Source organism: Niastella populi (genome assembly GCF_002078015.1).
GTDB lineage: Bacteria > Bacteroidota > Bacteroidia > Chitinophagales > Chitinophagaceae > Niastella > Niastella populi.
On sequence record NZ_LWBP01000225.1, the window covers coordinates 1 to 24,749 of the forward strand.

Consider the following 24,749-nt stretch of genomic DNA (forward strand, 5'->3'; position numbering starts at 1 on the left):
ATTATAGTTCTGTTTTAAATAAAGTAAATGCGCACCATATTGGTGAATCTGGTTTTATGAAGTAAGTAATCCTTTTTTCCCTGGCACATGATACTAAAAATTAAAAGGCTATCGGTTGTATTTTCGAGTTGGCATAGGAGAAAATCAACCAGAGACGACAGCAAATTATATACTTGATAAAATAACAAGTTTTGGTTATTGGGTTAATCTAAGCTAACGTAATCAAATGAAATAGGTAACCGTGATTTCACCCTTTTTAGTTCAATCCTATGATCCTTTTTTGTGGTTTTACTATAAGCGCTAGAACTGGTATGCAAGTCACAAAAATTAAAACTCTCAAAAACCCCAGTAAGCACCTGCCGCCAGCGATGGACTTTAGAATACGTCCCGGCTACACAACGCTGTTGGCGCATCCGATACAACCGTATGCACAGGTGCATACGGTTGTATCGGATGTTTGATTCGGGCATATAGAAAAACAGTGTTTTTCACGGTTCAGTCAAACTCATTTTTTCATACCTTTTATACGCCTTTTCCCATCCCTGTCCTGATTTTAACCCACATCACTAACCGTAAAAAACCAAAACAATGCTTGCGCATGTATTCTTGCAGTTCTATTTTCTCCAATCTTATTCTCCTTCTTATTACTCTTCTCCCGGAATCTCATTGTTGCAATTCCTGATGGCGCTTATCCTTTGCCTTTTTATCATATTTATCATATACCTGGTCGGCAAGATGCGCCGCAACGCCCTCGAAACCGAGCACTGGTTGCAACCTTTCAACCTGCTGCATCTCTCATCCAACGACTTCTACGGCTTCCTGGAAAACTATATCCGCGACATGAAGCTGCCTGACGTTAAGGTGCGGCGCGTTACCCACCCCGAGGGCGGCATGCTGTCCTCGAACCGCGAGTACTTGCGCGTTTCCCGCAAAGAGCATGTGTTTGATATTTGCGCCGCACCCTTCGGCCATGCGTTTTTCATTTCATATTGGCAGGTGGATACCTCCACAGTCATACGCAAACTGGTGCGCGCTATTCCAAAAATCGGCCCGCTCCTTGAACTGGCGATATTTGGCAAAACATACTATCAAATGGATTCCGAGGCTATGTTCAAGGAGTTTGTTGATGCGATATTGAAGGAAGTGGTGGAACTTGTTTCAAAAGAGCACGGCACCCGGGGCCATAAGGAGCTTGAAGGCAATGCCATAGAAGCAATCAGGGGCTAGCACGATGCTCTATACGCCCTCACTACAACGCACTGAACAGTTCAATGCCTGGGATGAACGCGGGCGCGGCTGGCATGTATTCCCGGTGCCCGTGCACCCGGAGCCTGCGTTTGTGCCATTCATATTTCAGGAAGTTTCCTGGAACAACCCGATCATTGACGATGGCAAGCGTCCGGGACTGGTGGGCGGCATATTAGGTGAACTGAAAAAATTGTTTGCCCCGCCGAAGCAGCCGGAACCGGCGGAGGAAAGCATGATCCAGGCATTTCCGTTTGAGGACGAGTATCCCTTACGGTTCTTCGCCCTGTCATTTCCGAAGGGACAGAAGGTGCCGCAGTTCGAGACGGAGCAACTGCTTATCATGCTCGCTGCCTGCAGCTATCCGGTGTCATTCGAGCTGGTGGCAACAGCAGAAGCGATCCAGGTGCAATTCGTCTGCGCCGATGACGATTCGGCATACCTGCAAGGCCAGTTGCGCGCCTATTTCCCCGGATGCAGCCTGATTGAGGATGCAGATTCCTTGTTCGGCATTTTTGTGGAATCAGTGCAGGTGTATGAGCTCGGCTTGCGGCATGAGTTCATGCTGCCGCTTGCCATGCCAAACAGCCTGGACTTCGACCCGCATGCCAGCCTGTTCGGAATCTTGGAACATATACCGGCAGGAAAGCGGGCAGCGGTGCAGGTCATATTCCAGGGATGCCAGAACCCGTGGGCAGAAAGCATCGTGCGTTCAGTTACTAACGAGGATGGCAAGTCTTTTTTCGAAGATGCGCCGGAGCTGGTTTCGGGGGCGAAGCAAAAAATTTCCGCCCCGCTCTTTGCTTCGATCATCCGTGTCATGGCAAGCGCCGGTGATGGAGAAAGCGCGGATCGGCTTGCCTGGGCGGTGGGGGATGCGCTGGTGCGCCAGTCAAAGAGTGCCGGCAACAGCCTGATGCTGCTTTCCAATGATGAGTATGATTATGCTGAACACTTGCGTGATCTACTGTTCAGAAGGTCGCAGCGGCTCGGCATGATTCTCAACAGCAAGGAGCTGGCGAACTTCGTGCACTACCCATCCGTTACTATTCCTTCGCAAAAGCTGGTGCGCGATACCCGCAAGGCCAAAGCGGCCCCGAATATTGCCGCTGGCAAAGGGTTATTGCTCGGCAAGAACAAGCACCAGGGAAAAGAGACTTCCGTTTCTATTCCCACCGCTCATCGCCTCAAGCATATGCACATCATCGGCGGCACCGGCACCGGCAAGTCAACGCTCTTGCTCAATATGATCGTGCAGGATATCCGCAACAATACCGGCGTCTGCGTGTTAGACCCGCATGGCGATCTCGTAGAAAAAATACTGACGTACATACCAGAACGCAGAGCAAAGGACGTACTGATTATTGACCCCGCGGACGCCGAGCATCCGGTGGGATTCAATATACTGTCCGCACACAGCGAAATAGAAAAAGACATATTGGCCAGTGATTTGGTTGCCGCCTTTAAGCGGCTGTCGACGAGCTGGGGCGACCAGATGAACAGCGTGTTTGCAAACGCGATCCTGGCATTTTTGGAAAGCAGCCAGGGCGGGACGCTGGCAGATTTGCGGCGCTTCCTGGTTGATACCAGTTTCAGAAATGCCATTCTGCGGACGGTTGCCGACCCGAGCGTCCTGTATTACTGGCAGCGCGAATATTTGCTCTTGAAGAACAGTTCTGTCGGATCCATACTGACCCGCCTCGACAGTTTCCTGCGGCCGAAGCTCATCCGCAACATGGTCTGCCAGCAGAAAAGCCTCGATTTCGGCAGGATGATGGATGAAGGAAAAATTATCCTGGTCAAACTTTCGCAAGGGCTGATCGGCTCCGAAAATTCATACCTGTTAGGCACCTTCATCACGGCCAAAATCCAACAGGCGGCCATGGCCCGGCAAGCACAAGCGCAGGAAAGCCGCCGGGACTTCTTTTTATACGTTGACGAGTTCCAGCACTTCATTACGCCCTCCATGTCTTCCATTTTGAGCGGCACCAGGAAGTACGGACTGGGGCTGGTTTTGGCGCACCAGCAGTTAGCGCAAATTTCTGATGCTGAACTTGCGAGCGCAATCCTGGCGAATGCCGGAACCCGCATCTGCTTTCGCTTAGGCGAAACCGATGCCCGCAAACTCGAAGACGGCTTTTCTTTTTTTGATGCGAAAGACCTGCAAAACTTGGGTACCGGCGAAGCCATTGCCCGCATTGAAAAGCCGGAGTTCGATTTTTCATTGAACACAGTACCGCTTGAAACATCGGATGTGCCAGGCGAAGTACAGGAACAAATTATTTCCTGTTCTCGATACACATACGGTACACCAAGGCGGGAAGTTGAAGAAACGCTGGCGGAGAGTATGCGCACCGCAGCAGCGGAAGAACCGAAGCAGAAAAGGAAGGAACAGCCAGGAATGCCAAAGGAAGAATATATACCGTTTGAAGAAGTCTCAAAGGATCAGGAAGCACCGCAAGAAAAGACAGAAAAAGAACAACGTACCCAAACGCCAACGAAAGAGCCAGCACCACCAGCACCGGAAGCAATCACCGAAACAAAAGACGTTACCGCCACGCCCAAAGCCCAGGAATATTTGAAAAATGATGAGCGGAACGAGCACGATGGTTTGAAGCGGCGCATCGAAGTGATGGCGCGGCAGCGCGGATTCAAGGCAAGCTGCGAAGCGCCAACGCCGGAATTGCGCGGGTTTGTCGATGTATCCATTGAAACGCCGACCCGCAAAATAGCAGTCGAGGTATGCGTAACCACCAGGCCCGTCTGGGAACTGCACAATGTTTCAAAGTGCCTTGCAGCGGGATATGACACGGTGATTGTCTGTGTTCATAATAGTGAAAAGAAGATCGGCCAGATACGGGCGGTTATTAACCAGCACGTGCCGGAACACGAGCGGGCAAAGGTATTCGTGTTCGACCGCGATGGCGTGTTCGGCTACCTCGACACGATTCCGGTTGAACCGCCCACCGAAACCCGCATGCACGGCTTTATCATCGAAGAAGAATTCAGCGACCTGACAGACGAAGAAGCGATGCGGCAGCGCGAAGCGGTGGCCCGGCAAATGGTGAGTGCGCTGCGGAAAAAGAAAAAATAGCTTTTACATCAATTAGAAAATTGCCAGAAATGGCAATTTTTTCTCTCTATGCTTTTTGTATTCGCTTGAAAGAATAAACGCAAAGCACATTCACAATTCTTTCACCTTCAAAAATGTTTAGCACATGGACGTTAAAAAAGCCGTCGGCATTTGGATTCGGGTGAGCACCGAAGAACAAGCCCAGGGAGAATCGCCGCAACACCACGAGCACCGCGGCCGCGCCTATGCAGAAGCCCGCGGCTGGGAAGTGCGGGAGGTATATCACCTCGAAGGGGTTTCCGGCAAAGCCGTGATGCACCATCCGGAAGCAAAGCGCATGTTAAAAGACGTGAAGGACGGCCACATTACCGGCCTCATTTTTTCCAAGCTGGCGCGCCTGGCCCGGAGCACCAAGGAACTGCTGGGATTTTCAGATTTTTTCCAGGAACACCATGCCGATTTGATGTCGCTTGAAGAAGCGATAGATACGAGCACCCCAGCTGGCCGCCTGTTCTACACTATCATTGCAGCAATGGCACAGTGGGAGCGTGAAGAAATTGCCTCGCGCGTCGCCGCCTCCGTTACTATCCGGGCCAAACTCGGCAAACGCATCGGCGGGCCGGCGCCGTATGGGTATAAATGGATAAAGGAGGGCAAAGCGCATCACTTTGTCATCGACGAAAAAGAAGCCCCAGTGCGAAAGCTGATGTATGAGTTGTTCCTGAAGTACAAGCGGAAGCAGACCGTGGCAAAGGAACTGAACCGGCTGTCATACCGCACCCGTGCTGGCGCCCTCTTTACCGAAACCACCATTGAACGCCTGCTGCGCGACCCGGCGGCCAAGGGCATGCGCCGCGCCTGCTATACCGAAACCAACGACCGAAAAAAATGGCTGCTGAAGCCGCGGGAACAATGGATACTCATTGCATGCCCGGCAATTGTTTCGGAGGAAGTATGGGACGAATGCATCCGGTATCTCGACCTGAACAAGCGCAACCGGAAGAAGCCGGGCCGGAACAGCCAATACCTCCTTGCCGGCCTCGTTGCCTGCACCTGCGGCAAAAAAATGTACGTATATCACAAGAACCCGCTGTACTCATGCAAGCAGTGCAAGAACAGGGTATCGGTGGCGAGCATGGACGACATCTATTATGAACGGCTCAAAAAGTTCCTGCTCGTCGATATGGATGTTGCCAAATTTGCGACGCAATCTGCCACGCTCATGCAGGAAAAGGAAGCATTGATTGCCCTGGCAAAAGAAGAAGCAAAAACACTCCGGCAGCAGATGGACGAACTGGTTGCCATGCGGATCAACAAGGAACTTACCCCCGAACGATTCACTTCCCACTACAAACCGCTCGAAGAACGGCTCGCCGGGTTTGAACAGCAAATCCCGGAGTTTGAAGCCGAACTCGATACCTTGCGCGTACAGCATCTTTCTGCCGATACCGTATTGCACGAAGCGAAAAAGTTATACGAAAACTGGCCGACCATGCCGTTTGAAGAAAAGCGCAACATCGTGGAAATCATTACGGAGCGCATAGCCGTCGGGACTGAAAAGATAACATTCAAGCTCCGGTTCCGCCCCCTCACACCCCCCACTTCCGGAAAAGCCGGAAATAATCCACAAGGCGAGAGCGCTTCATTGTGCTAACAAAGTTAGTAAATAATTACTAACTTTGCTAATTGGAATGGGGGCAATCGGCAATCGGGCTCGAAATTCGAGCGGCGCAAGGTTGGTTATTAATCCCGAAGGTCGCGAGCTATTCACCATTGCCCATTGACCATAATGAAAGATCCTGCCGAAGCAGGATCTTTCCGGAACCCCTGTTTATTAAGGTCTACTACTTGCGAGTTAAAAGAGTGCATAGGTAAGCGCAGGAAGAGTGGCCAGCCCGGCCAACTCCTTGCCGTAATGAATTTTCCAATGCTTGTGGTTCAGACGTGGCCTTATTCGTTTTCCGGTTAGGGTTCTTCAACAGGTACATGATGTCATTCGAAACGCCTTGTAACGAATGCATGTAACCAACAAGGATATTTCTACCGGGGCGCTTAAGCACTAAGGAATCGGTTATCGGCAATTTCCTGCGCATGTATATGAACTGAAGGTTGAGTCGGTTGTCGACAGGAGTCAAAAATAATAAGTTGTTCCTGTTGTTTTTTGCCAATGTGTGTGAACTGCGGATTTATGCATGTGAAAGTTAGTATTTGAGTGGTAAAATGTGGAAATAGTAACATATACAGATCGGGTGGAAATATGATCATGAGAAGAACAAGATGGCATACAAACAATTGTAAGTTCAAAAATTATTCAGACGATAAGGGTCATCAGAACAAAAAGATAATCTCAAACATTATATCACCTGGTAAAAAAGTATTGGCGTAAGTAAAAAAGTATAATCTGTATTGTCAATGATACAACATTTATCGGGCAGGTATAATTATTCTACCTGGTAAATAGAGATATTACAACAACCCGTTATAAATCCTGCATGTTATAACGTAACCGTTAATAGTTGTAATTAACCGTTTGTGTATACAGAGGAATATGACCGTAACACGCCGATACTTTTGCCGACTAAACTGCAAATATCTTAATTCATGAAAAAGTTGATTTTATTAGCATTGCCTTTGTTGTTTTGCGCAGTTATTGCCAAAGCACAACAAATAACCGGTAATGTTAAGGATGATCAGGGTAAGTCCTTGTCCGGAGCCACTGTAGCGTTGAAGAAAGTAAAAGATTCAGCATTGGTTAAACTGGCCGCTACCAATACTTCAGGTCAATATGCATTTACCGGCATCAATGCGGGCAGCTATTTTGTCGCTGTTTCATATACAGGTCATGTAGCAAAAAGTTCTGCTGCATTTGACGTAAGCGGAACCGGTGACGTTACCGCTCCTGAAGTGGTACTCGTCAAGGCAACCGGCCAGTTGAAAGAAGTGGTTGTTGCCGCCCGTAAGCCAATGGTAGAAGTAAAAGCCGATAAAACTATTTTGAATGTAGAAGGAAGTATTAATTCCGTAGGGCAGGATGCGCTCGATCTGTTGCGTAAAGCCCCCGGCGTGGTGGTTGATAAAGACGACAATCTTACCTTAGCCGGAAAGAATGGCGTACAGGTATATATCGATGGCCGGCCAACGCCGCTTTCAGGTAAAGACCTGTCAGATTATCTGAGAACCCTGCAGTCTTCGTCTATTGAAGCCATTGAGATCATTACCAACCCTTCTGCCAAATATGATGCGGCCGGTAATGCCGGTATCATCAATATCAGGTTGAAGAAAAATAAATCGTATGGTACCAACGGTTCAATAAATGCAGGTTTTAACCAGGGTATTACACCCAAATACAATGGCGGTTTTTCATTGAACCACCGCAACAAACACGTTAACCTCTTTGGTAACTATAGCTATAATGATAATACCAATGAGAATAATATCAACCTGCGCCGCGAAGTACTGGATACCCTGTTCGAGCAAAAGTCGAAACTGAATATCGATAACAGGAGCCATAACTTTAAAGCCGGTGCAGATTACTTTCTGAACAGGAGAAGTACGATCGGTATTATGGCCAATGGTTCTTTCTCCGATATGGATATGAATAACTACAGCCGTACCGACATCTCTTATATTCCCAATAAACAACTTGACAGAGTATTGATCGCCGACAATACGAATGCGAACAAAAAGAACAATATCAACGCGAACCTGAATTACAGGTATGCCGATTCAACCGGTCATGAGCTGAATGTTGACGCCGACTATGGTGCTTACCGGAACAAAAGCGATCAGTACCAGCCTAACGAATACCGCGATCCAGATAACAATTACCTGTATAGCCGTATATATCATATGTACGCGCCAACGGATATCGATATATACAGTGTAAAGGCCGATTATGAGCAGAACTTTAAAAAAGGACGTTTAGGCCTCGGTGGTAAAATTTCATTTGTTGAAAGTAACAATGATTTCAACCGCTACGATGTTGACCCTGCATCAGGTATCAAGAACCTGGATGTCTTCCGAAGCAATGATTTTGTTTATAAAGAGAATGTAAACGCAGGTTATGTAAACTACAACCGCCAATTCAAAGGGTTTATGATCCAGGCTGGTTTGCGGGTTGAAAATACCCATGCCACCGGCCGCTCACGGGGCATCAAAGACGATAACGGCACCCTTGTAGACTATGATTCTACATTCACCCGTGATTATACCAACCTGTTCCCAAGCGCGGCCATTACTTTAAATAAAAAGCCCATGAGCCAGTGGAGCTTTACGTATAGCCGCCGTATCGACAGGCCCAATTACCAGAACCTGAACCCGTTCGAATTCAAACTGGATGAGTATACCTTCCAGAAAGGTAATACCGGTTTGCAGCCACAATACACCAATAGCTTTGGTGTTACCCATACTTACAAATACCGGTTAAATACAACGTTGAACTACAGCCACGTGAAAGATATCTTTGCGCAACTGGTTGACGTAACGGAGAAATCGAAATCATTCATTACCCAAAAGAACCTGGCCAACCAGGATATCGTAAGCCTGAATATCAGCTACCCGTTCCAGTACAAATGGTATAGCATCTTTGGTAACCTGAATGCTTACTATTCGCATTACAAAGCCGATCTGGGTGTTGATCGCAAAGTTGACCTCGAAGTGTATGCCTTCACATTCTTTGCACAACAATCTTTCCGTTTAGGTAAGGGCTGGACTGGTGAAATGAGCGGTTGGTATTCTTCTCCTTCTATTTGGCAGGGAACCATCAAGAGCAGTAAGATCTGGAGCGTAGATGGTGGTATACAGAAAACCATCCTGAAAGGGAATGGAAGTATCAAGGCGTCTGTAAGCGATATTTTCAGAACATTCAAGTGGAGAGGCACCAGCAATTTTGCCGGCCAAAGTACATTGGCCAGTGGTAATTTCGAAAGCCGTCAGCTTAAGCTGAACTTCACCTACCGGTTCGGTAACAGCCAGGTAAAAGCGGCCCGTCAGCGCAAAACAGGTTTGGAAGAGGAAACCAAACGTGCAGCAGATAGTGGCGGCGGAATAGGCGCTGGAAATCAGAAATAAGTATAGTCCCGATTTTTTTTAAATGTGCCACATCTCTGAAGGTGTGGCACATTTTCTTTTTCCCTACTTTGCAGGGATAGTTTTAAAAACCGTTCACTATGCGTGTATTTGCAGGGTCTTTGTTAATTGTAGCAACATTTTCAGCTTTCGTTTACAGTTGTGCGCATAATCCGTATGCCAAAACAAACAAACATTACAAAAAACACGCGAAACAGTTAGCCCAAAGCCTTCGGCCTGTTCCCAATAAACTCTTTCTCGATTCGGCCATCATGCCGGTTTATGCAGTTGGAACCACCAACTTCGATCTGCGTAAACCGAATTTTGTGATCATACACCATACGGCGCAAAATTCCTGCGAGCAAACGTTGAAAACGTTCACCCTTGAACGTACGAAAGTGAGCGCCCATTATGTCATATGTAAAGACGGCACCATACATCATATGCTGAACGATTACCTGCGTGCATGGCAGGCGGGTGTAAGCAGATGGGGTAATTTTACCGATATCAATTCAAGCAGTATAGGTATTGAATTGGATAATAACGGCAGAGAAGCGTTTCCCGAAACCCAGATAACCAGTTTGATAAAATTGCTCGATACGTTGAAAAGGAACTATTCAATTCCCCCGGCCAACTTTATTGGCCATTCCGATATTGCACCTGGCCGCAAGGTCGACCCCAGCGCTTTTTTCCCATGGCAAACGCTGGCACACCGGGGTTTTGGTTTGTGGTACGATACTACGGCGGTAGTTGTGCCCGAATATTTCAATGCTCCCCAGGCATTACGCATCATCGGTTATAATATAAAAGATACACTGGCGGCCATCCGGTCATTCAAACTGCATTTTGTGCCGCAGGACACCATTGCCAAACGTTCATTGACAGCCGATGACAAAAAGATCCTTTTCGATCTTTCACGCAGGTACCAATAAAACGCTTAAGGCTGAACGCTGAAAAAAAAAGCTATGCCTGATTTTGAGCCTCCGAAATTTTTCGGGTAGCCCGAAATTCGAAAACCAGCGTTAAGCCTTCAGCATTTAGCGTTCAGCGTAAAACGCCGGCAGGCTCATGATCATCGTACTGATCGCGTAGTTTGTGCAACTCCTTTTTCAATTGAGCGATCAGCGTTTGGTGTTTGGGCGAACGAATTAAATTCTTTTGCTCCCGGGCATCGGTTTGCAGATCGTACAACTCCCATTCATTTACGGTATAGAAATAAATTAATTTATACCGGTCGCCGCGTATACCCAGGTGCGGTAATACCGAATGGTCTTTGGGGTATTCGTAATAATGATAATATAAATAGGGCCGGTTAAGGCCTTTTTGCTTTCCTGTAATAACGGGCACCAGGCTTTTGCCCTGCATTTCGGCAGGTATGGGGGTATTCGTAATATCTAAAATGGTAGGTGCAAAATCAATATTCTGCGCCAGAACGGTACTGGTTGTGTTGGGTTTTATATGTTGCGGCCAACGCATCATTAACGGGGTTTGAAAACTTACTTCGTACATGAACCGTTTATCGAACCAGCCGTTCTCACCCAGATAGAATCCCTGGTCGCTGGTGTAAATAACAGCGGTATTGTTGGTCAATCCCGATTCATCGAGGTAATTCAACAGCCGCCCGGTATTTTCGTCGACGGATGCAACACAGGCAAGGTAATCCTGCATATACCATTGGTATTTCAATTTTAGTAAGGCGTTGCCCGTAGGTTTTAACTGCTGTATTTGCCGGCCGCGTTCAGCATATATGGCTTTCATGCGGGTACGATCTGGTTCGGGTATACGATCCATTAAGCCATTGTACCAGGCTATTTCCCCGGCGTCGGGTTTTAATTCGGCAATATCCTGTAAAAAGGAAGGGTCAACTTTAAGGTCGCTGCTTAATTTCATGTCGCGCAAAATGCTCATGGTGTGCATACGCCATGCGCTGCCACGACCTGCGGTATCAGCGTATAATGTGGGCGGTTCAGGAAATACTTTGGTATGATACTGCTCGAGGTACTTCAGCGGCGGTAAGAAATTACGGTGTGGCGCTTTATGATGCAGTAACAGTACAAAGGGTTTGCTAGTATTGCGGTGTTTTAACCAGTCGATGGCTTCATTGGTGGTTACGTCGGTAGCATAGCCTTCAATTGCGCTGGTATCGCCGTTCATATTTATAAAACGGGGGGCATAATACAAACCCTGGCCAGGTAATATTTTCCAGTAATCGAAACCGGAAGGGTACGAATGCAAATGCCATTTGCCGATAAGCGCGGTTTCATAACCGGCCTGTTTCAATAGCTTAGGCAGGGTGGTGCGGCTGCTATCGAATGGGGTATAGTTATCTTTCACCCCATTCTTATGCGAATGCAAACCGGTGAGCAGGGTAGCGCGGGCCGGACTGCAAATAGAGTTGCCCACAAAACAACGGGTAAACCGGATGCCTTCATTGGCCAGGCGATCGATACCGGGTGTTTGAATTAGTTTTTTATCATAAGCGCTGATGGTATGCGCATCATGATCGTCGCTCATGATGTAGATGATGTTGGCACGTTGCTGGGAGTAACCTGAAAGAGACGTCAGCATGCATAGCAGTAGTAGTAACTTCATAACAAGCTTCGTTTTTGTTCTGTAATGCTAAAGGCGGAACGCTAAACACTGAACGCTGAATCAGGAGTGTTAGCTTTGTAAATTATTCAGGTAAGAATGATTTCGCAGATCATTGTCAGGCGTTCTTTGTATACTTATGAAGGTACTAACTTTTTTATGCTAAATACGGTACGTGCAACGCTGAACGCTAAATTCCCGGATTTTCTGCTTTTTGAAAGTTTTCGGAACACACGTAATTCGGAGACCGGCGTTAAGCGTTCGGCGTTTTGCCTTTTATTGAAGTTCCTCGCAATGATACCCGGCCTGCTGTAAAGTGGTTTCAACCGTACGCGGGCTCAGGTTGTCCGACTCAATACGCAGCACTTTATCTATATCGTCGAGGTCAACATTCCAGCGGCTGATTCCCTGCAGGTTGTTGATGTGCGGAGTTACCGAATCTATTTGCTTTTTATAGCGAAGGTTGGTTTTAAATACAAGCACTTCCATATGTATGGGCTGTATTAATGATGCGGTTTTACTTGTTCTCACGGGTTTCATTGGGTTCGTTTATTGGAAAATCTTTATCGTTGAACCGGCCGCCCCATCCTCTGCACCGGTTCTTCCATTCGTCTTTGAACTTTTGCTTTTCTTCAGGCGTCATGTGTTCCCACTTGTCGAGCATTTTTTGCCTGAACCGGTTCTTGAATTGTTCTTTTTTATGGGCGAAACCGCCAAAGCCGCTGAATAAGATCTTCGACAATACCAGTATACCCATGGCCTGCCAGAAAGAAATGACCTTTACTCCCAGTACATCGGGTAATATGCCATTCCAGAGGCGCATTACTATATAGCTGAACAACATGACAAAAGCCGTGCAGAATACCACGATCATAACAGCTTTGCCAAACCAGAATCTTCGTTTCATGTTACACGTTGTTTAATAATTTAATAATTCATCTTTCAACACACTAAGCCGGCTGCGCAGGTGCAATACGGCATACCGTTTACGGCTAAGCAGCGTATTCACCGTTTCGCCGGTTCGTTCGGCAATATCTTTAAATGGTACTCCTTCCAGTTCATTTAAGATAAATACCTGTCTCTGCTCTTCGGGTAATTCAGTCAGTGCGTTATTCAGTTCTTCCCAGAAAAGCGTACGCAGGTAATCTTTTTCGGGATTATCGCTTGCATCGAATAAGAACTCAGTCCAGTTTAGTCCGCCCTCTTCGCTTTCCTCTTCACCAAACAGGTCCTCCAGCGCTTCCGGTTTCTTTTTCCTTTGCCGGTCGATAATTTTATTACGGGCCACGGTAAACAACCAGGCGGTCATTTGCTCAATAGGCTGCGTGTTACCAATGAACTGGTAAAACACATCCTGCAATATATCTTCGGCATCGGCCTCATTGTTTACCCGTTTGCGGATAAACCCCATAAGACGTTTGCTATAGTCGGTAATGACCTGCGTAATATTGCGTTTCCTGTCTGCCGCCATGCCTGGTGCTATCGTGAGCGTCTCCTTCATGTATTATACCTGGGTAGACGACCAGTGGATAGTTATATTTTAAAGATGGGGTAAAAAGTTGAAAAGTTGATGGGTTAACAAGTTGACGGGGTAAAAATGCCGTCAACTTATTAACTTGTAAACCAGGTAAACCCGTTAATTTATCTCATATGAAATTTGGCAAACTGCCTGAAAGTGAACTGAATACGGTGAATTTCAGCCTGCCGGCCGATCCGCCGGGCAATAAAAAGATCCTCGGCGGCGAAAAGCGAAGCCAGGTTAAGATCCGTATCGGCTGCCCGCAATGGGGCGTGCCCGGCTGGGTAGGTAAAATTTATCCGCCAAAAGCGAGGGAGAAAGATTTTCTCGACAACTATGTGCAGCATTATAACTGTATTGAGCTGAATGCCACCCATTATAAAATTTACGACAAAACCGCCATTGCCAAATGGGCCGGTAAAGCCGGTGAGCGCGACTTTATTTTTTGTCCCAAACTTTACCAGGGTGTTACGCACCAGGGCGGTTTATTGGGTAAGAATGCAATGATCGCCGAGTTCCTGCAGGGAGTAAGCGCGTTCGGGAAGCACCTGGGACCCGTGTTTATGCAGTTGAGCGATTCATTCGGGCCGGCCCGGAAAGAGGAGTTGTTTACATTTATAAAGTCGCTGCCAAAAGAGATTACTTTTTTCCTGGAGGTACGCCACCCCGACTGGTTTGCACTGGAGCAGGTACGAAAGGAGTTGTTCAACACCTTGTATTTGCAGCAAACGGGTGCGGTTATCACCGATACTGCCGGGCGGAGAGATTGCGCTCATATGCACCTTACTATTCCAAAAGCATTTGTACGTTTTGTGGCCAATAGCCTGCATGCGTCTGACTATGTGCGGCTCGATGCGTGGATCGAACGCATTATTAGCTGGGTTGAACAGGGGCTGCAGGAGTTGTATTTTTTCGTACATATGGAAGAGGAGTTGTATTCACCCGAATTGATCATTTACTTCACCGATAAGCTCAATACCGCATGCGGATTGCAGTTATTACAGCCGAAATTCATTGCGCCGGAAGGGCAGGCGGCGGGTTCGCAGATAAAATTCTTTGAGTAAACAGCCTGACAATGAACCTGTAATGAAAGCTTTTGCGTTAAACGGAATGAACAAATCGTTCAACGAAAAATGATTCCTGCTAAATGGAATTGGAAAATCGTTCAACGGAAAGTGTTTTGCATTAAACGGAAATGACAAATCGTTTAACGAAAAGTCTTTTTCGTTAAATGAAAAGAACAAATCCATTAACGCAAAGTGTTTCCCATAAAACGGAATGACTAAGTTAGAAACTGTTGCAACCAGCAATTACTTTCATAACAAATGATTTTACGATGGCCTGGTTATACCCGGCAGTATGGGTTAGCTGTTGAGTTTGGAGTAGTCCCGAAACCGGGACTACTCGTAAAACATAAGGATGGTTTAATGGAATGGTGTGATATGGTGAACGCTGAACGCTGAAAGCAAAATGCTGAAGGCTTAAAGCTGAATGCAAAAGGCTCAACGTTCAACGCTGAATGCAAAAGGCCGAAGGCTTAAGCTGAACGCAAAACGCAAAACGCCGTATGCGGAAGGCGGAAATCTACATCCCGCGTTTCGGGCTTTTTCGAAAATTATTCGGGCAGAACGTAATTCCGCGGCTGGCGTTCAGCCTTAAGCGTTGAGCGTTTAGCTTTTATATGGCATGGATGCTGTAGGTAACAACGCCCCATATGCCCAGTGAATCGCATGAAGCATCTACTTCAATGGGTGCGTTCTTACGTGATTCAGAGATAAGCCGTACTTTATTGAATGTTTTTTCAAGCCGCCTGATAAGCATTTCGCCATTAAGCGATGCCACCACTATTTTACCGCTCTCAGCTTTCAGGCTGCGATCTACTATAATGGTATCGCCGTCAAAAATGCCTGCACCCGTCATAGCGTCGCCGCGCATACGCAAAAAGAAAGTGGCTGGTTTATTTCGAATTAGTTGTTCATTTAAATCAATACCACCTTCCATGTAATCGTCTGCTGCCGCACCAATACCGGTAGCATCGGCGGTTTTAACATCCTGTTGCGGGAACTTTTTAGTTCCGCGATTCGATGTTTCATTAAAAAACTCCCCCTCCATATAATTTAAATTTTGGTGTACTAAATTATTTAGTAAATTTATGCTAAATTTATAATCCAATAAAAAATGTTTTATGAATACCGGGTTAGCAAAAAACGTTTCTGAAGCCTGGCCTGGCAACGGTCATCGGGAATACAGGCTGGTGATATATCCTGATGCTGTTGTGTATGAAAAGATTATGGCTGAAAAGCAACGGTTCTATATGAATTATGGCGTGGAATCGGTTGTGAATTCGTTCCCAAATATTATGGTGGCGGGCTTTTATGCGGGCGAAGGAATGGAAGAAACACTGATCCGGTGGATCCATCGTATCTGCAGCCAGCTGAACAGTTTTGATATCACACTTAACAATTATAGCGGTCTTCCCCAGCATAGCATTTACCTGCGGGTGCAGGATCCGCAACCGGTACAACAACTGGCTGCCCAATTGAAAACGCTTGATGGTCATGTACATGCCATGCGTGGCCATGCTTTTGAACGGATACCGCATATAGTGCTGGCCAATGAATTGCCCGAGCCGGTTTACCAGCAGGCTATGCCGGTGTATTCACGAAAAACATTTCGGGCCCGCTTTATGGCCACGGAACTGGTATTGCTTGCACGCGATCATCCGTTCGCAACCAGTAAAACCATAAACGTATTCCGGTTTTTGCCGGCTAATCATAAATCATATAGTGAAGTAGCTTAACCATTTAACTCATCCTCAAAAATTCAATTATGAAAATCAGTATTCAGTCTATACCAGGTTGCAGGGTTAACGAATACATGTTGGTGTTGAACCCGCACGAGGAATTGCGTAATAAAATAACCAGGCTCAGAAATGAGTTTAGCGAAACGTATAAAAATTCGGCTGCCCTGATCAGTAAGCCGAATATTGCACTGGTTCGCTTTACACAACTGGAAATGATGGAAGAGCGGATCGTGAACCGGTTAAAGGTGATAGGCATGGGTTTTCAACCATTTAAGGTTGGGTTAAAAGATTATGGAAGCTTTCCTTCACATACCATATTTGTAAATGTTACCACTAAAATACCCATTCAGAACCTGGTGCGCGAGATCCGTGATGCGCAAAGGCTTATGAAACTGGATAATGAACATAAGCCACATTTTATTGATGAGCCGTTTATTGTGATCGGTCGAAAACTGGTGCCGTGGCAATTTGAAAAGGGCTGGCTTGAGTTTTCGCACCGGCAATTCACCGGTTCTTTTATTGCCGATAATATGTTATTGCTCAAACGCAGGTTGGGTGATAAATCATGGATGATAGCCCAGCGTTTTGAGTTTATGAATTTACCCGTTACGACAAAACAAGGGGAGTTGTTTGTATAGTCATACTTGTTGTGGAGTTGTTTCAGTTCAATCTTTCAAATTTGTGTTGCCACCTCCTCCCGATTTTTCGGGAGGAGTGTCGGACGGGTTAATCGGCAAACCGCAGCGCGGCCTCCTTCGGCAATCGGCAATCTTTAATCGGCAAAGAATCTCGGGCGGCGCAAAGTCGTAAATAGATCTCAATTTTCGCGAACCCCCATTCCCCATTGACCATTCACCATTCACCATTCATGAGGTAAAAATGAAAGAGAAAAAGCAGGAAAGTTACCGGGTGATGCCGCGTAAAATGGCAGAAGAAGATAATTACCAAAAAGGGCGGGGTGCCCAGGTAAATACAAAGAACAGGTTCCTTAAAGATCAGCATGTTAAGGAACACGTAGAAGGCATTGACGACTGGACCGAAAGCCAGGAGCCTACCCGGTATATTGAGCAGGAAGCAAAAACGCTGGTAAATAAAGTGAATAGTCCCGATGTGGGTATGTGGTACAGCATGAACCCGTATATGGGTTGCGAGCATGGCTGCATTTATTGTTATGCCCGTAACAGCCATGAGTATTGGGGTTATAGCGCAGGACTTGATTTTGAAAGAAAGATCGTCGTTAAAACGAATGCGCCGCAACTGCTGCGCAGGTTTTTAATGGACCCCAGGTGGCAGGGTGTGCCAATAAGCCTTAGCGGTAATACCGATTGTTACCAGCCGGCCGAACAGAAATACCGGTTAACAAGGTCGTTACTGGAAGTTTGCAGGGAATTTAATCAGCCCGTAGGCATCATCAGCAAGAATGGGGGCATGGTGCGTGATATAGACATTTTGAAAGAAATGGCTAAGAAGAAACTGGTTTCAGTATTGGTTACTATCACTTCATTGAATGAAGACTTGCGCCGTGTAATGGAGCCACGTACTACTACTTCCATGCAACGGTTAAAACTTATACAGGAGCTTAGCCAGGCCGGGGTTAGGGTAGGGGTTATGATGGGGCCAATGATACCGGGTTTGAATGAACACGAAATGCAGCGGATCATGAAAGCTGCCAAAGAACATGGGGCAACCTATACGGCCTATACATTTATCAGGTTGAATGGCTCGGTAAAACTACTGTTCCATGACTGGCTGCATAAAAACTTTCCCGACCGGGCCGATAAAGTCTGGCATCTGATAGAGCAAAGCCATGGCGGCCAGGTAAACGATTCACGGTGGGGTGTGCGCATGAGGGGCGAAGGCGATATTGCTGAGATCATTGCCCAGCAATATCGCAAATACGGTAAACTCTATGGAATGAACGCTGAAGAATTAGATCTTGATGCAACCAGCTTCAGAAGGCCAGGTGCACAGGGAAGGTTATTTGATTGAGATATGCGATGTATTTGACCCGCCTTTTTTTATAATTATCTTTTGTATTACTTCTTTTGTGCGTACGATCTCTTTGCAAAGGCCCGATATTTCCCGGGCATGTTCAAGAATGTTGAGCCGGGAAAGAGATTGTTCCAGTTCCTGGACCTTACCTCTGTAATAATATTCCATTACTTCAACCGAGTCAGCCAGGATCATTTGAAAGGATTCCGAAGCCAGTTCCTTTGGCGAAACAGGGTTAAATTTACTAATGGAGGAGTGTTGCTGTTTCATGGAAGTTAAAATTAAAAGTTATTAATGTTCAATCGGGCCGAACCTTTCCTATGTGACTCTGGGAACGGGGTATTCGTTGCCTCAAAGTTGCTTCACATCACCTTGAATGGCAAGAGTTAAAGTACCAAAAGATTAAGGTAGTAGCTGTATGTAAAATAAGTAGTTCTACGGATTTTCCGCCATGTATTAACAAATACCTTTAGCGCCCCGTTTAACCAAAATTTTAATTATGGCAACTAACCTGAAAAAGTCCCTGTTGACTTACCCTCAATTAATTATCATCTTGCTGGGAGTCTTGTTGATCGGCTCCTGTAAAGAAGAAACCGGTCAAAAAGACCTGGTATGTATCCCTGTTCCGAATGATACTTCAGAGCTTGGAAGAAAGAACCATTTTATTCCGGTGATGAGCATCGACATTTATGAAAAAGATTTCAGAACTACCCGCGACAGCCTGAGGAGATCGTTCCCTGATCTGATGATCCCCGATAGCGAAACATTCAACAAAGCTTCGATTGTCGAGTTTTTCCAAAACCCCAAAGTGGTAGGGCTTAAATTCTATTATGGAATAAAACCCGGGGCCGAGAAGAAAAAGTCACTGCGCATGATGATCGTAGGCGTTGACTCTGCAGGTAATAATGTATACATCAAAAACAAAAGAGGCGCCCTTAATGCACAGGCTGGTACTGAGGATGGAGGTTTGGAGTATGGACAATGCAGCCCTCCATGCGATATAGAACCTTAGTATAAAAGAAAGAATTGTTTTACCATATCAATGACTGAGATTTTCTCAAAACAATGGATGCTACCGTACGTTTTATTCTAAGTTTAAGCATCGGATTTGCTGTAATAATCGGGATAGTAAGATTTCGAAGGATAGATCCATCTTACTATCCCTTCATTTATCGCGTAACTGTAGTATTGGTTGTAGAAATACTTAACAGGATCCTTACCGTTACAGGGCATCCTGACGCGTTCATTCTGGTGTTGAACATGTTTTCATTCGTCGATTTCTTCCTTTTCCTTTGGTTATTTCATAACTGGGGCTTGTTTAACAGAAAGCGATCGACCAGTATCACCATCGCTGGCATTTTTTTCGTCATATGGCTGTTGGAAAACATACTGCTGACCGGCTTTATAAAGCATAATATGTACTTCTTTATCCTGTATGCGTTTGCCCTGATCTTTTTCAGTGTGAATACATTCAATAAAATGGTGGTTCACGAACGCAGCAGTATTTTCAGGAATCCCAAATTCTGGATTTGTTTGGGAATAATCATTTTTTATTCGTTCTTTATAGTTGTTGTATCAACCAGCTTATCGATGTTCGTTCAAAGTATGAGCAAAGCATTCAGGCGTGAATTGCAGTCGATAAGTGTTTATTCAAACTTATTGGTTAATCTTTTGTATGCAGTAGCTATATTATGGATACCCAGGAAAAAGAACTTTACCAGTCTGTTTTGATAGTAGTAGGGGTAGTAGGTATAATTTTACTATATTTTATTATCACCATTATACGCTATCAGCGCCGCAGCCTGAAACTGCATAAGGAAAAGATACAGGCCGAAATTGATACATTGGAAAAAGAACGCCGGCGTATAGCCTCTGACCTTCACGATGAACTGGGCCCTCTTCTGTCTGCCGTAAAACTTCAGATCAACAGCCTCAATACCACCGATCCCGACGATGAAGCGGTGATCGGCAAATCGAGCACCCATCTTGATAGCATAATCAGAAAACTGCGGGAAATTTCGAATAACCTGATGCCCAACACGCTCGTTCGAAAAGGACTTCAAAAAGCCATTAACGAATTTATTGAGAACAACCGCGACACCTACGGATTAGAAATAAGATTTATATGTGAGCGGGATATACACGTGAACCAGTACAAAGAGATCAATATCTATCGCATCATCCAGGAAATTCTTCACAATACCGTAAAACACGCCCAGGCCTCCCTGCTAATCATTAAAATAGTTACGGAAGGCGACCGTCTTTTGCTGATGACCGCCGATAATGGAAAAGGTTTTGATTATTTTGCGAAAGTAAAGGACAATCCCGGCCTTGGACTTCGTAACTTGCAAAGCAGAACCGAGGTGATGGGCGGCGAGCTTACCTGTCACAGTGAGCCGGGTAAGGGAACTACTTATACAATTGAAATTCCTATTTGACCAGAACCAGGTGTTTATGAAAACATATGGCAATATAAAAGTTGCTATTGCAGACGATCATGAAATTTTCCGCGACGGGCTGCGGGCAATGTTGCAAAAACAACCGGATATCTTAATGGTAGCTGAAGCTGCCAATGGAAAAGACCTCATTGAACAGGTAAAACTGCAGCAGCCGGATATAGTGATCAGTGATGTAAAAATGCCTGTTATGGATGGGGCTGCCGCCACCCGCCATCTTACCGAGCACTATCCGCATATAGGTATTATCGCCCTGACCATGTTCGATGAAGAAGACCTCATTATCGACATGCTGGAAGCCGGTGCCCGCGGTTATCTTTTAAAGAATGCCGATAAGAACGAGATCGTTGAAGCGATAAAATCGGTGTACCAGCAACAACCTTACTACTGCCGCCATACCTCTAACAAGCTGGCACAAATGGTTGCCAAAAGCAAATTCAATCCTTATAAGCAAAAGCAGAAACCCGAATTTTATGAACGGGAGATCGACATCATTGCCGATATCTGTAATGGCCTCACCAGTAAACAAATTGCCGAAAAGATCTTCCTGAGCGTACGCACCGTTGAAGGGTTACGGTTAAAGATCATGGAAAAAATGGAAGTGAAGAACACGGCCGGCATCATCATTTATGCGATCAAGAATAACCTGTACAAGCCCGGAAATATTTGATAGCGTTGTTTAATTTCCCTGTTGACTATCACCTGCCTTGCCTGTAATTAATCCCAATGCATAACCGAAGATATCAGGCAGGAGTTTGGGTAGAAAAAAAATATTTTTTAAAAACTTTGAAAATTATTTGGTGTAATTGAAAAATTATTAACACCTTTGCATAAACAAATAAACGAAACATGAATCGCAAACATTTAAACATAGAAGCACAATACGGTTGGAGTCCGATTGGTGACTTTACTGTTTGCGGGGCGTGTTACGCTGAAGAATAAGTTGAACAAACTAATTCAATATAACACAGGCCCCGACAGATTCGTCGGGGTTTTTTGTTTTTAGCCTTATAAGAAAAATAAACAGCATTGACCCATAGGGATTGGTGTGTTATATTCATGTGTGTGTAATAGTTAGTGTTCCCGATATTCAAATATTTTGAACACCTTTTTGTGAAATTTATTAATAATAACATCTAAATACTATAAAAAATTGATGCCGATACCGATGCAATACATACGACGGATGAAGATGGATAGTTCAGAACGATTTATCCAATGGAATACGTGTGCAAATGCGCAAGAGGTGGTATGTATCAGTGGCGGCAAAAAAGAGGATTATCATAATCGAATACGACCAGGTTGTGTTTATACGAAACTGTAATGTACAGGCATCGAATAAAAAGCCCGGTCGACAAAACGACCGGGCTTTTTTGTTGGCGTAAGTCAGGTAGACAAAGTGTAATTAAATAAAAAACTTCAGATGCGAAGTAAAAGGAGTGTAAGTGATGAAACTTTTAATGAGTGTATTTATGATCAGATTCATTGTGGCTTTATTCGACAATAGAACAAAGGGAAATAAAGCAGGCGGGCAGAAGAATTCAGATGAAAGAGATACAAGACACCCTGCCGCTTTTCAGGTACGATAAAAAGTTAGTAAAGATATAAGTGGTTCTAAAAGGAGGAGAACAAAGCGTCCGTCGGCTGGCGGATGCTTTTCCAAAACATTCATTGACCATTAAACCTGTCTTAAACTAAAACCCTTATGAAAACTTGTAGCGGCTGCCATGACCGCTACAACATATAGGAGTATTCCGGTTGGTCGGATACCCCGTTTGGATCGGGGAGGCTGCAGGTTCGAGTCCTGTCTCCTATACAAAAAGCAGCACAGGTGTTAATGGTTGCATTCCTGACTTCCAATCAGGACGACAGAGTTCGAGTCTCTGGTGCTGCTCTTAACGGTTAGTTGGTGTAAAGGCTAACATCCCGGATTGTCGATCCGAAGACAAGGGTTCGATTCCCGTACTAACCGCAATATATGATTGTTGGGTGGTGTAATGGTTGAGCATCTCAGTCTTTGACCCTGATGGTGCAGGTTCGAATCCTGCCCCGGCAACAAAATGGTGGCTGTAGCTTATTTGGTAAAGTACCTCACTGTGAATGAGGGGAACAGGGTTCGAACCCCGCAGCGCACCCGAAAATGGCTTATAGTTCAATGGAAGAATACTGTGCTACGAACGCAGAGATGGAAGTTCGAATCTTTCTGAGCCGGCAAAAATATTTTTTATTACGCAAATATGCTGCGCAGATGCATATGCATATTTGCAGTATCGAAATCAGGAGCGGTGAATTGGATGATACAACCGGAAATGTTCAACTGTGGCTGAATGGATAGCATGTATGGATTGGTAATTAAGAAAGATTTCTATAAAAAAGTTTAAGTGCGCAGGTATAATGCGCAGTAGGAATAGAACGGGCTTGTAGCTTAGCTGGCTAAAGTACCCGGCTTTTAACCGGGGGAGCATGAGTTCGAATCTCATCAGGCCCACATAAAGTATGGATGATTAGCTCAGTGGAAGACCGTGCCCCTGTTAAGGGCAGTGTTCCCGATAAAGTCGGGATTCGAATCTTTCATCATCCGCAAAAATGGTCTGTTCGCCTAGATGGTTAGGGCACCGGTCTTTCGAACCGGGCGGATGAGTTCGATCCTCATACAGACTACCAGGTGCTTTGGCAGAGATGGTTCTATTGCATCCCGTTGAAGCCGGGATCATCGTGGTTCGATTCCACGGGGCACCACAAATTACGGGCTTGATGTAATGGCTGCATGTCGTGTCTCCAAAACCGATAGTCTTCGTTCGAGTCGAAGAGTCCGTGCTAAAATAACAGGTTATGCGCACTCGTGTAATGCAATAGTTAGTGATCCATTCTTTGCGAACAAAGGATAAAACATCTGTTAACTATTCAATGAAAATTATGGAGAATTTATTTACACAGAAAATGATCAATGCCAACAATGTGTTCGATGATCAATTTCTGGATATTAAAGTATTATACCTGTACTATTTTAACCGGTTGCCTAGTTTGAACTTCATCAAATATATAGATGGTGAAAAAACATTCGGGGCGTTTAGAGAAAAGTTTGGCACACAGATAAAACACGTGCATCAGTACCGGTGGTTTAAAAGAAAGAAGAAGCAATATGAATTCGATAAAACGGTAATCGTTTTTGAAAAGAATTGCCTGGTGGAGATAGACACTTACTACTGTCAGATATTACACGATGGAAGCAACCCTGATCTTATAGCTGAGCTTACCGCCCTGGCTTTTCAGTTCAAGGAAAGGCAAAGACGACAGCCGCTTGAGATCAATCTGATAGCGCAAAGCGGAAGCAGGATGGAGTTAAAAGCTATGGAGATCAAGCGAACGAAGCTGGACCTCGATCTTTTTTACGAAAACGATTTTAAGGAGACGGATGAGATCATCAGGCAGCGGCTGAACAAAGAGAATGATAAGGGAATTGTGTTGCTGCATGGTTTGCCGGGAACAGGAAAAACAACCTATCTGCGCTACCTGATAGGTAAAATAAAAAAGCGGGTAATGTTCCTGTCGCCTACGGTAGCAGGTAATTTGATGAATCCCGATTTTATCGAAATGCTGATCGATAACCCTAATTCGGTTGTGATCATCGAGGATGCAGAGAATATAATCATGGACCGAAAGTACAATTCCGGTTCGGCGGTATCGAACCTGCTGAATATTTCAGATGGGTTACTGGCCGATTTCCTGAATGTACAGCTCATATGCACTTTCAATAATTCGCTCACGCTGGTAGACAGCGCATTGATGCGAAAGGGAAGGTTGATCGCAAAATATGAGTTTGGAAAATTGAGTGTTGGAAAAGCGCAGCGGTTAAGTGATCATCTTGGGTTGAACACAGTAATTGATCAACCGATGACAATAGCAGAGATTGCCAACCCGCATGAAAAGGAGCAGCCGGCAAACAGGGTAGAAGTGATTGGTTTCAGACGCAATTTGATTCAAAACTAAAATACACAGAATGGA

At 45.4% G+C, this 24,749-nt stretch carries 20 protein-coding genes and 8 tRNA genes; 22 read left to right on the plus strand and 6 right to left on the minus strand.

Translation table 11 applies throughout. From position 1 onward, the window contains the following. Positions 1 to 588 precede the first annotated feature (588 nt). The 5 genes from A4R26_RS29295 (at position 589) to A4R26_RS29315 (ending at position 10,317) form a co-directional block, all read left to right on the plus strand. A complete protein-coding gene (locus A4R26_RS29295; RefSeq protein WP_081170092.1) occupies positions 589 to 1,227 on the plus strand; it encodes a hypothetical protein in 639 nt (212 codons plus the stop codon). A 4-nt stretch (positions 1,228 to 1,231) separates the two neighbouring features. Continuing rightward, entirely contained in the window at positions 1,232 to 4,339 is a 3,108-nt protein-coding gene (locus A4R26_RS29300) for a type IV secretion system DNA-binding domain-containing protein (protein ID WP_081170093.1), read from the plus strand. Between the two features lie 124 nt (positions 4,340 to 4,463). Further along, positions 4,464 to 5,972: a recombinase family protein gene (locus A4R26_RS29305; protein WP_081170094.1), complete on the plus strand. Its 1,509-nt coding sequence runs from the start codon at positions 4,464 to 4,466 to the stop codon at positions 5,970 to 5,972. A gap of 947 nt (positions 5,973 to 6,919) precedes the next feature. Beyond that, a complete protein-coding gene (locus tag A4R26_RS29310; protein WP_081170095.1) occupies positions 6,920 to 9,388 on the plus strand; it encodes a TonB-dependent receptor in 2,469 nt (822 codons plus the stop codon). A gap of 98 nt (positions 9,389 to 9,486) precedes the next feature. Next, positions 9,487 to 10,317: an N-acetylmuramoyl-L-alanine amidase gene (locus tag A4R26_RS29315; RefSeq protein ID WP_081170096.1), complete on the plus strand. Its 831-nt coding sequence runs from the start codon at positions 9,487 to 9,489 to the stop codon at positions 10,315 to 10,317. Between the two features lie 112 nt (positions 10,318 to 10,429). Here the strand turns inward: A4R26_RS29315 and A4R26_RS29320 are convergent, their stop codons facing one another. From A4R26_RS29320 to A4R26_RS29335, 4 genes are all read right to left on the minus strand, one after another. Then, on the minus strand, positions 10,430 to 11,977 hold the full coding sequence (locus A4R26_RS29320; protein ID WP_081170097.1) for a sulfatase family protein: 1,548 nt from the start codon (positions 11,975 to 11,977) through the stop codon (positions 10,430 to 10,432). A 273-nt stretch (positions 11,978 to 12,250) separates the two neighbouring features. Then, entirely contained in the window at positions 12,251 to 12,514 is a 264-nt protein-coding gene (locus A4R26_RS29325) for a hypothetical protein (RefSeq protein ID WP_081170098.1), read from the minus strand. Beyond that, positions 12,492 to 12,881, minus strand: a complete 390-nt coding sequence (locus tag A4R26_RS29330; protein ID WP_207625849.1) for a hypothetical protein — start codon at positions 12,879 to 12,881, stop codon at positions 12,492 to 12,494. The genes A4R26_RS29325 and A4R26_RS29330 overlap by 23 nt, the downstream gene beginning before the upstream one ends. 12 nt (positions 12,882 to 12,893) lie before the next feature. Further along, a complete protein-coding gene (locus A4R26_RS29335) occupies positions 12,894 to 13,475 on the minus strand; it encodes an RNA polymerase sigma factor (RefSeq protein WP_081170099.1) in 582 nt (193 codons plus the stop codon). Between the two features lie 149 nt (positions 13,476 to 13,624). Between A4R26_RS29335 and A4R26_RS29340 the strand changes: the two genes are divergently transcribed. After that, positions 13,625 to 14,557, plus strand: coding sequence for a DUF72 domain-containing protein (locus A4R26_RS29340; protein ID WP_081170100.1), 933 nt, complete (start codon positions 13,625 to 13,627; stop codon positions 14,555 to 14,557). Between the two features lie 613 nt (positions 14,558 to 15,170). Here A4R26_RS29340 and A4R26_RS29345 read toward each other — a convergent pair. Beyond that, entirely contained in the window at positions 15,171 to 15,605 is a 435-nt protein-coding gene (locus A4R26_RS29345) for a LexA family protein (protein ID WP_081170101.1), read from the minus strand. A 73-nt stretch (positions 15,606 to 15,678) separates the two neighbouring features. Between A4R26_RS29345 and A4R26_RS29350 the strand changes: the two genes are divergently transcribed. The 3 genes from A4R26_RS29350 to A4R26_RS29360 all read left to right on the plus strand — a co-directional run bounded on the left by A4R26_RS29350 (position 15,679) and on the right by A4R26_RS29360 (position 18,285). Then, on the plus strand, positions 15,679 to 16,293 hold the full coding sequence (locus tag A4R26_RS29350) for a 2'-5' RNA ligase family protein (RefSeq protein WP_081170102.1): 615 nt from the start codon (positions 15,679 to 15,681) through the stop codon (positions 16,291 to 16,293). A gap of 29 nt (positions 16,294 to 16,322) precedes the next feature. Beyond that, entirely contained in the window at positions 16,323 to 16,934 is a 612-nt protein-coding gene (locus A4R26_RS29355; RefSeq protein WP_081170103.1) for a 2'-5' RNA ligase family protein, read from the plus strand. A 241-nt stretch (positions 16,935 to 17,175) separates the two neighbouring features. Continuing rightward, on the plus strand, positions 17,176 to 18,285 hold the full coding sequence (locus A4R26_RS29360; RefSeq protein WP_081170104.1) for a PA0069 family radical SAM protein: 1,110 nt from the start codon (positions 17,176 to 17,178) through the stop codon (positions 18,283 to 18,285). On the opposite strand, the gene A4R26_RS29365 is transcribed toward A4R26_RS29360, so the two are convergent. Continuing rightward, on the minus strand, positions 18,274 to 18,558 hold the full coding sequence (locus tag A4R26_RS29365) for a hypothetical protein (RefSeq protein ID WP_081170105.1): 285 nt from the start codon (positions 18,556 to 18,558) through the stop codon (positions 18,274 to 18,276). The genes A4R26_RS29360 and A4R26_RS29365 overlap by 12 nt on opposite strands. A 229-nt stretch (positions 18,559 to 18,787) precedes the next feature. Here A4R26_RS29365 and A4R26_RS29370 point away from each other — a divergent pair, with 229 nt between their 5' ends. From A4R26_RS29370 to A4R26_RS29430, 13 genes are all read left to right on the plus strand, one after another. Then, on the plus strand, positions 18,788 to 19,300 hold the full coding sequence (locus A4R26_RS29370) for a hypothetical protein (protein ID WP_081170106.1): 513 nt from the start codon (positions 18,788 to 18,790) through the stop codon (positions 19,298 to 19,300). Between the two features lie 53 nt (positions 19,301 to 19,353). Further along, positions 19,354 to 20,019, plus strand: coding sequence for a hypothetical protein (locus A4R26_RS29375; RefSeq protein WP_081170107.1), 666 nt, complete (start codon positions 19,354 to 19,356; stop codon positions 20,017 to 20,019). Continuing rightward, positions 19,980 to 20,726: a sensor histidine kinase gene (locus A4R26_RS29380; RefSeq protein WP_081170108.1), complete on the plus strand. Its 747-nt coding sequence runs from the start codon at positions 19,980 to 19,982 to the stop codon at positions 20,724 to 20,726. Before A4R26_RS29375 ends, A4R26_RS29380 begins: the two co-directional genes overlap by 40 nt. Then, positions 20,710 to 21,414: a response regulator transcription factor gene (locus tag A4R26_RS29385; RefSeq protein WP_242675051.1), complete on the plus strand. Its 705-nt coding sequence runs from the start codon at positions 20,710 to 20,712 to the stop codon at positions 21,412 to 21,414. The genes A4R26_RS29380 and A4R26_RS29385 overlap by 17 nt, the downstream gene beginning before the upstream one ends. Before the next feature lie 1,073 nt (positions 21,415 to 22,487). After that, positions 22,488 to 22,560: transfer RNA gene (locus tag A4R26_RS29390), tRNA-Pro, on the plus strand. An 84-nt stretch (positions 22,561 to 22,644) separates the two neighbouring features. Beyond that, positions 22,645 to 22,716, plus strand: a tRNA-Asp gene (locus tag A4R26_RS29395). Between the two features lie 11 nt (positions 22,717 to 22,727). Further along, positions 22,728 to 22,800, plus strand: a tRNA-Gln gene (locus tag A4R26_RS29400). A 7-nt stretch (positions 22,801 to 22,807) separates the two neighbouring features. Beyond that, positions 22,808 to 22,877 (plus strand) — tRNA-His (locus A4R26_RS35245). An 8-nt stretch (positions 22,878 to 22,885) separates the two neighbouring features. After that, positions 22,886 to 22,956, plus strand: a tRNA-Arg gene (locus tag A4R26_RS29405). 202 nt (positions 22,957 to 23,158) lie between these two features. Further along, a tRNA-Lys gene (locus tag A4R26_RS29410) sits at positions 23,159 to 23,232 on the plus strand. Positions 23,233 to 23,332: 100 nt separating this feature from the next. After that, positions 23,333 to 23,408, plus strand: a tRNA-Glu gene (locus A4R26_RS29420). After that, positions 23,409 to 23,483 (plus strand) — tRNA-Phe (locus A4R26_RS29425). Between the two features lie 177 nt (positions 23,484 to 23,660). Continuing rightward, positions 23,661 to 24,734 (plus strand): AAA family ATPase, encoded by a 1,074-nt coding sequence (locus tag A4R26_RS29430; RefSeq protein ID WP_081170122.1) that lies wholly within the window; start codon positions 23,661 to 23,663, stop codon positions 24,732 to 24,734. Positions 24,735 to 24,749 lie beyond the last annotated feature (15 nt).

What these genes read in the sequence shown, in the direction of transcription:
- A4R26_RS29295 (WP_081170092.1), top strand. Translation starts at nt 589, where the DNA reads ATGCTTGCGCATGTATTCTTGCAGTTCTATTTTCTCCAATCTTATTCT.
- A4R26_RS29300 (WP_081170093.1), top strand. Translation starts at nt 1,232, where the DNA reads ATGCTCTATACGCCCTCACTACAACGCACTGAACAGTTCAATGCCTGG.
- A4R26_RS29305 (WP_081170094.1), top strand. Translation starts at nt 4,464, where the DNA reads ATGGACGTTAAAAAAGCCGTCGGCATTTGGATTCGGGTGAGCACCGAA.
- A4R26_RS29310 (WP_081170095.1), top strand. Translation starts at nt 6,920, where the DNA reads ATGAAAAAGTTGATTTTATTAGCATTGCCTTTGTTGTTTTGCGCAGTT.
- A4R26_RS29315 (WP_081170096.1), top strand. Translation starts at nt 9,487, where the DNA reads ATGCGTGTATTTGCAGGGTCTTTGTTAATTGTAGCAACATTTTCAGCT.
- A4R26_RS29320 (WP_081170097.1), bottom strand. Translation starts at nt 11,977, where the DNA reads ATGAAGTTACTACTACTGCTATGCATGCTGACGTCTCTTTCAGGTTAC.
- A4R26_RS29325 (WP_081170098.1), bottom strand. Translation starts at nt 12,514, where the DNA reads ATGAAACCCGTGAGAACAAGTAAAACCGCATCATTAATACAGCCCATA.
- A4R26_RS29330 (WP_207625849.1), bottom strand. Translation starts at nt 12,881, where the DNA reads ATGAAACGAAGATTCTGGTTTGGCAAAGCTGTTATGATCGTGGTATTC.
- A4R26_RS29335 (WP_081170099.1), bottom strand. Translation starts at nt 13,475, where the DNA reads ATGAAGGAGACGCTCACGATAGCACCAGGCATGGCGGCAGACAGGAAA.
- A4R26_RS29340 (WP_081170100.1), top strand. Translation starts at nt 13,625, where the DNA reads ATGAAATTTGGCAAACTGCCTGAAAGTGAACTGAATACGGTGAATTTC.
- A4R26_RS29345 (WP_081170101.1), bottom strand. Translation starts at nt 15,605, where the DNA reads ATGGAGGGGGAGTTTTTTAATGAAACATCGAATCGCGGAACTAAAAAG.
- A4R26_RS29350 (WP_081170102.1), top strand. Translation starts at nt 15,679, where the DNA reads ATGAATACCGGGTTAGCAAAAAACGTTTCTGAAGCCTGGCCTGGCAAC.
- A4R26_RS29355 (WP_081170103.1), top strand. Translation starts at nt 16,323, where the DNA reads ATGAAAATCAGTATTCAGTCTATACCAGGTTGCAGGGTTAACGAATAC.
- A4R26_RS29360 (WP_081170104.1), top strand. Translation starts at nt 17,176, where the DNA reads ATGAAAGAGAAAAAGCAGGAAAGTTACCGGGTGATGCCGCGTAAAATG.
- A4R26_RS29365 (WP_081170105.1), bottom strand. Translation starts at nt 18,558, where the DNA reads ATGAAACAGCAACACTCCTCCATTAGTAAATTTAACCCTGTTTCGCCA.
- A4R26_RS29370 (WP_081170106.1), top strand. Translation starts at nt 18,788, where the DNA reads ATGGCAACTAACCTGAAAAAGTCCCTGTTGACTTACCCTCAATTAATT.
- A4R26_RS29375 (WP_081170107.1), top strand. Translation starts at nt 19,354, where the DNA reads ATGGATGCTACCGTACGTTTTATTCTAAGTTTAAGCATCGGATTTGCT.
- A4R26_RS29380 (WP_081170108.1), top strand. Translation starts at nt 19,980, where the DNA reads ATGGATACCCAGGAAAAAGAACTTTACCAGTCTGTTTTGATAGTAGTA.
- A4R26_RS29430 (WP_081170122.1), top strand. Translation starts at nt 23,661, where the DNA reads ATGGAGAATTTATTTACACAGAAAATGATCAATGCCAACAATGTGTTC.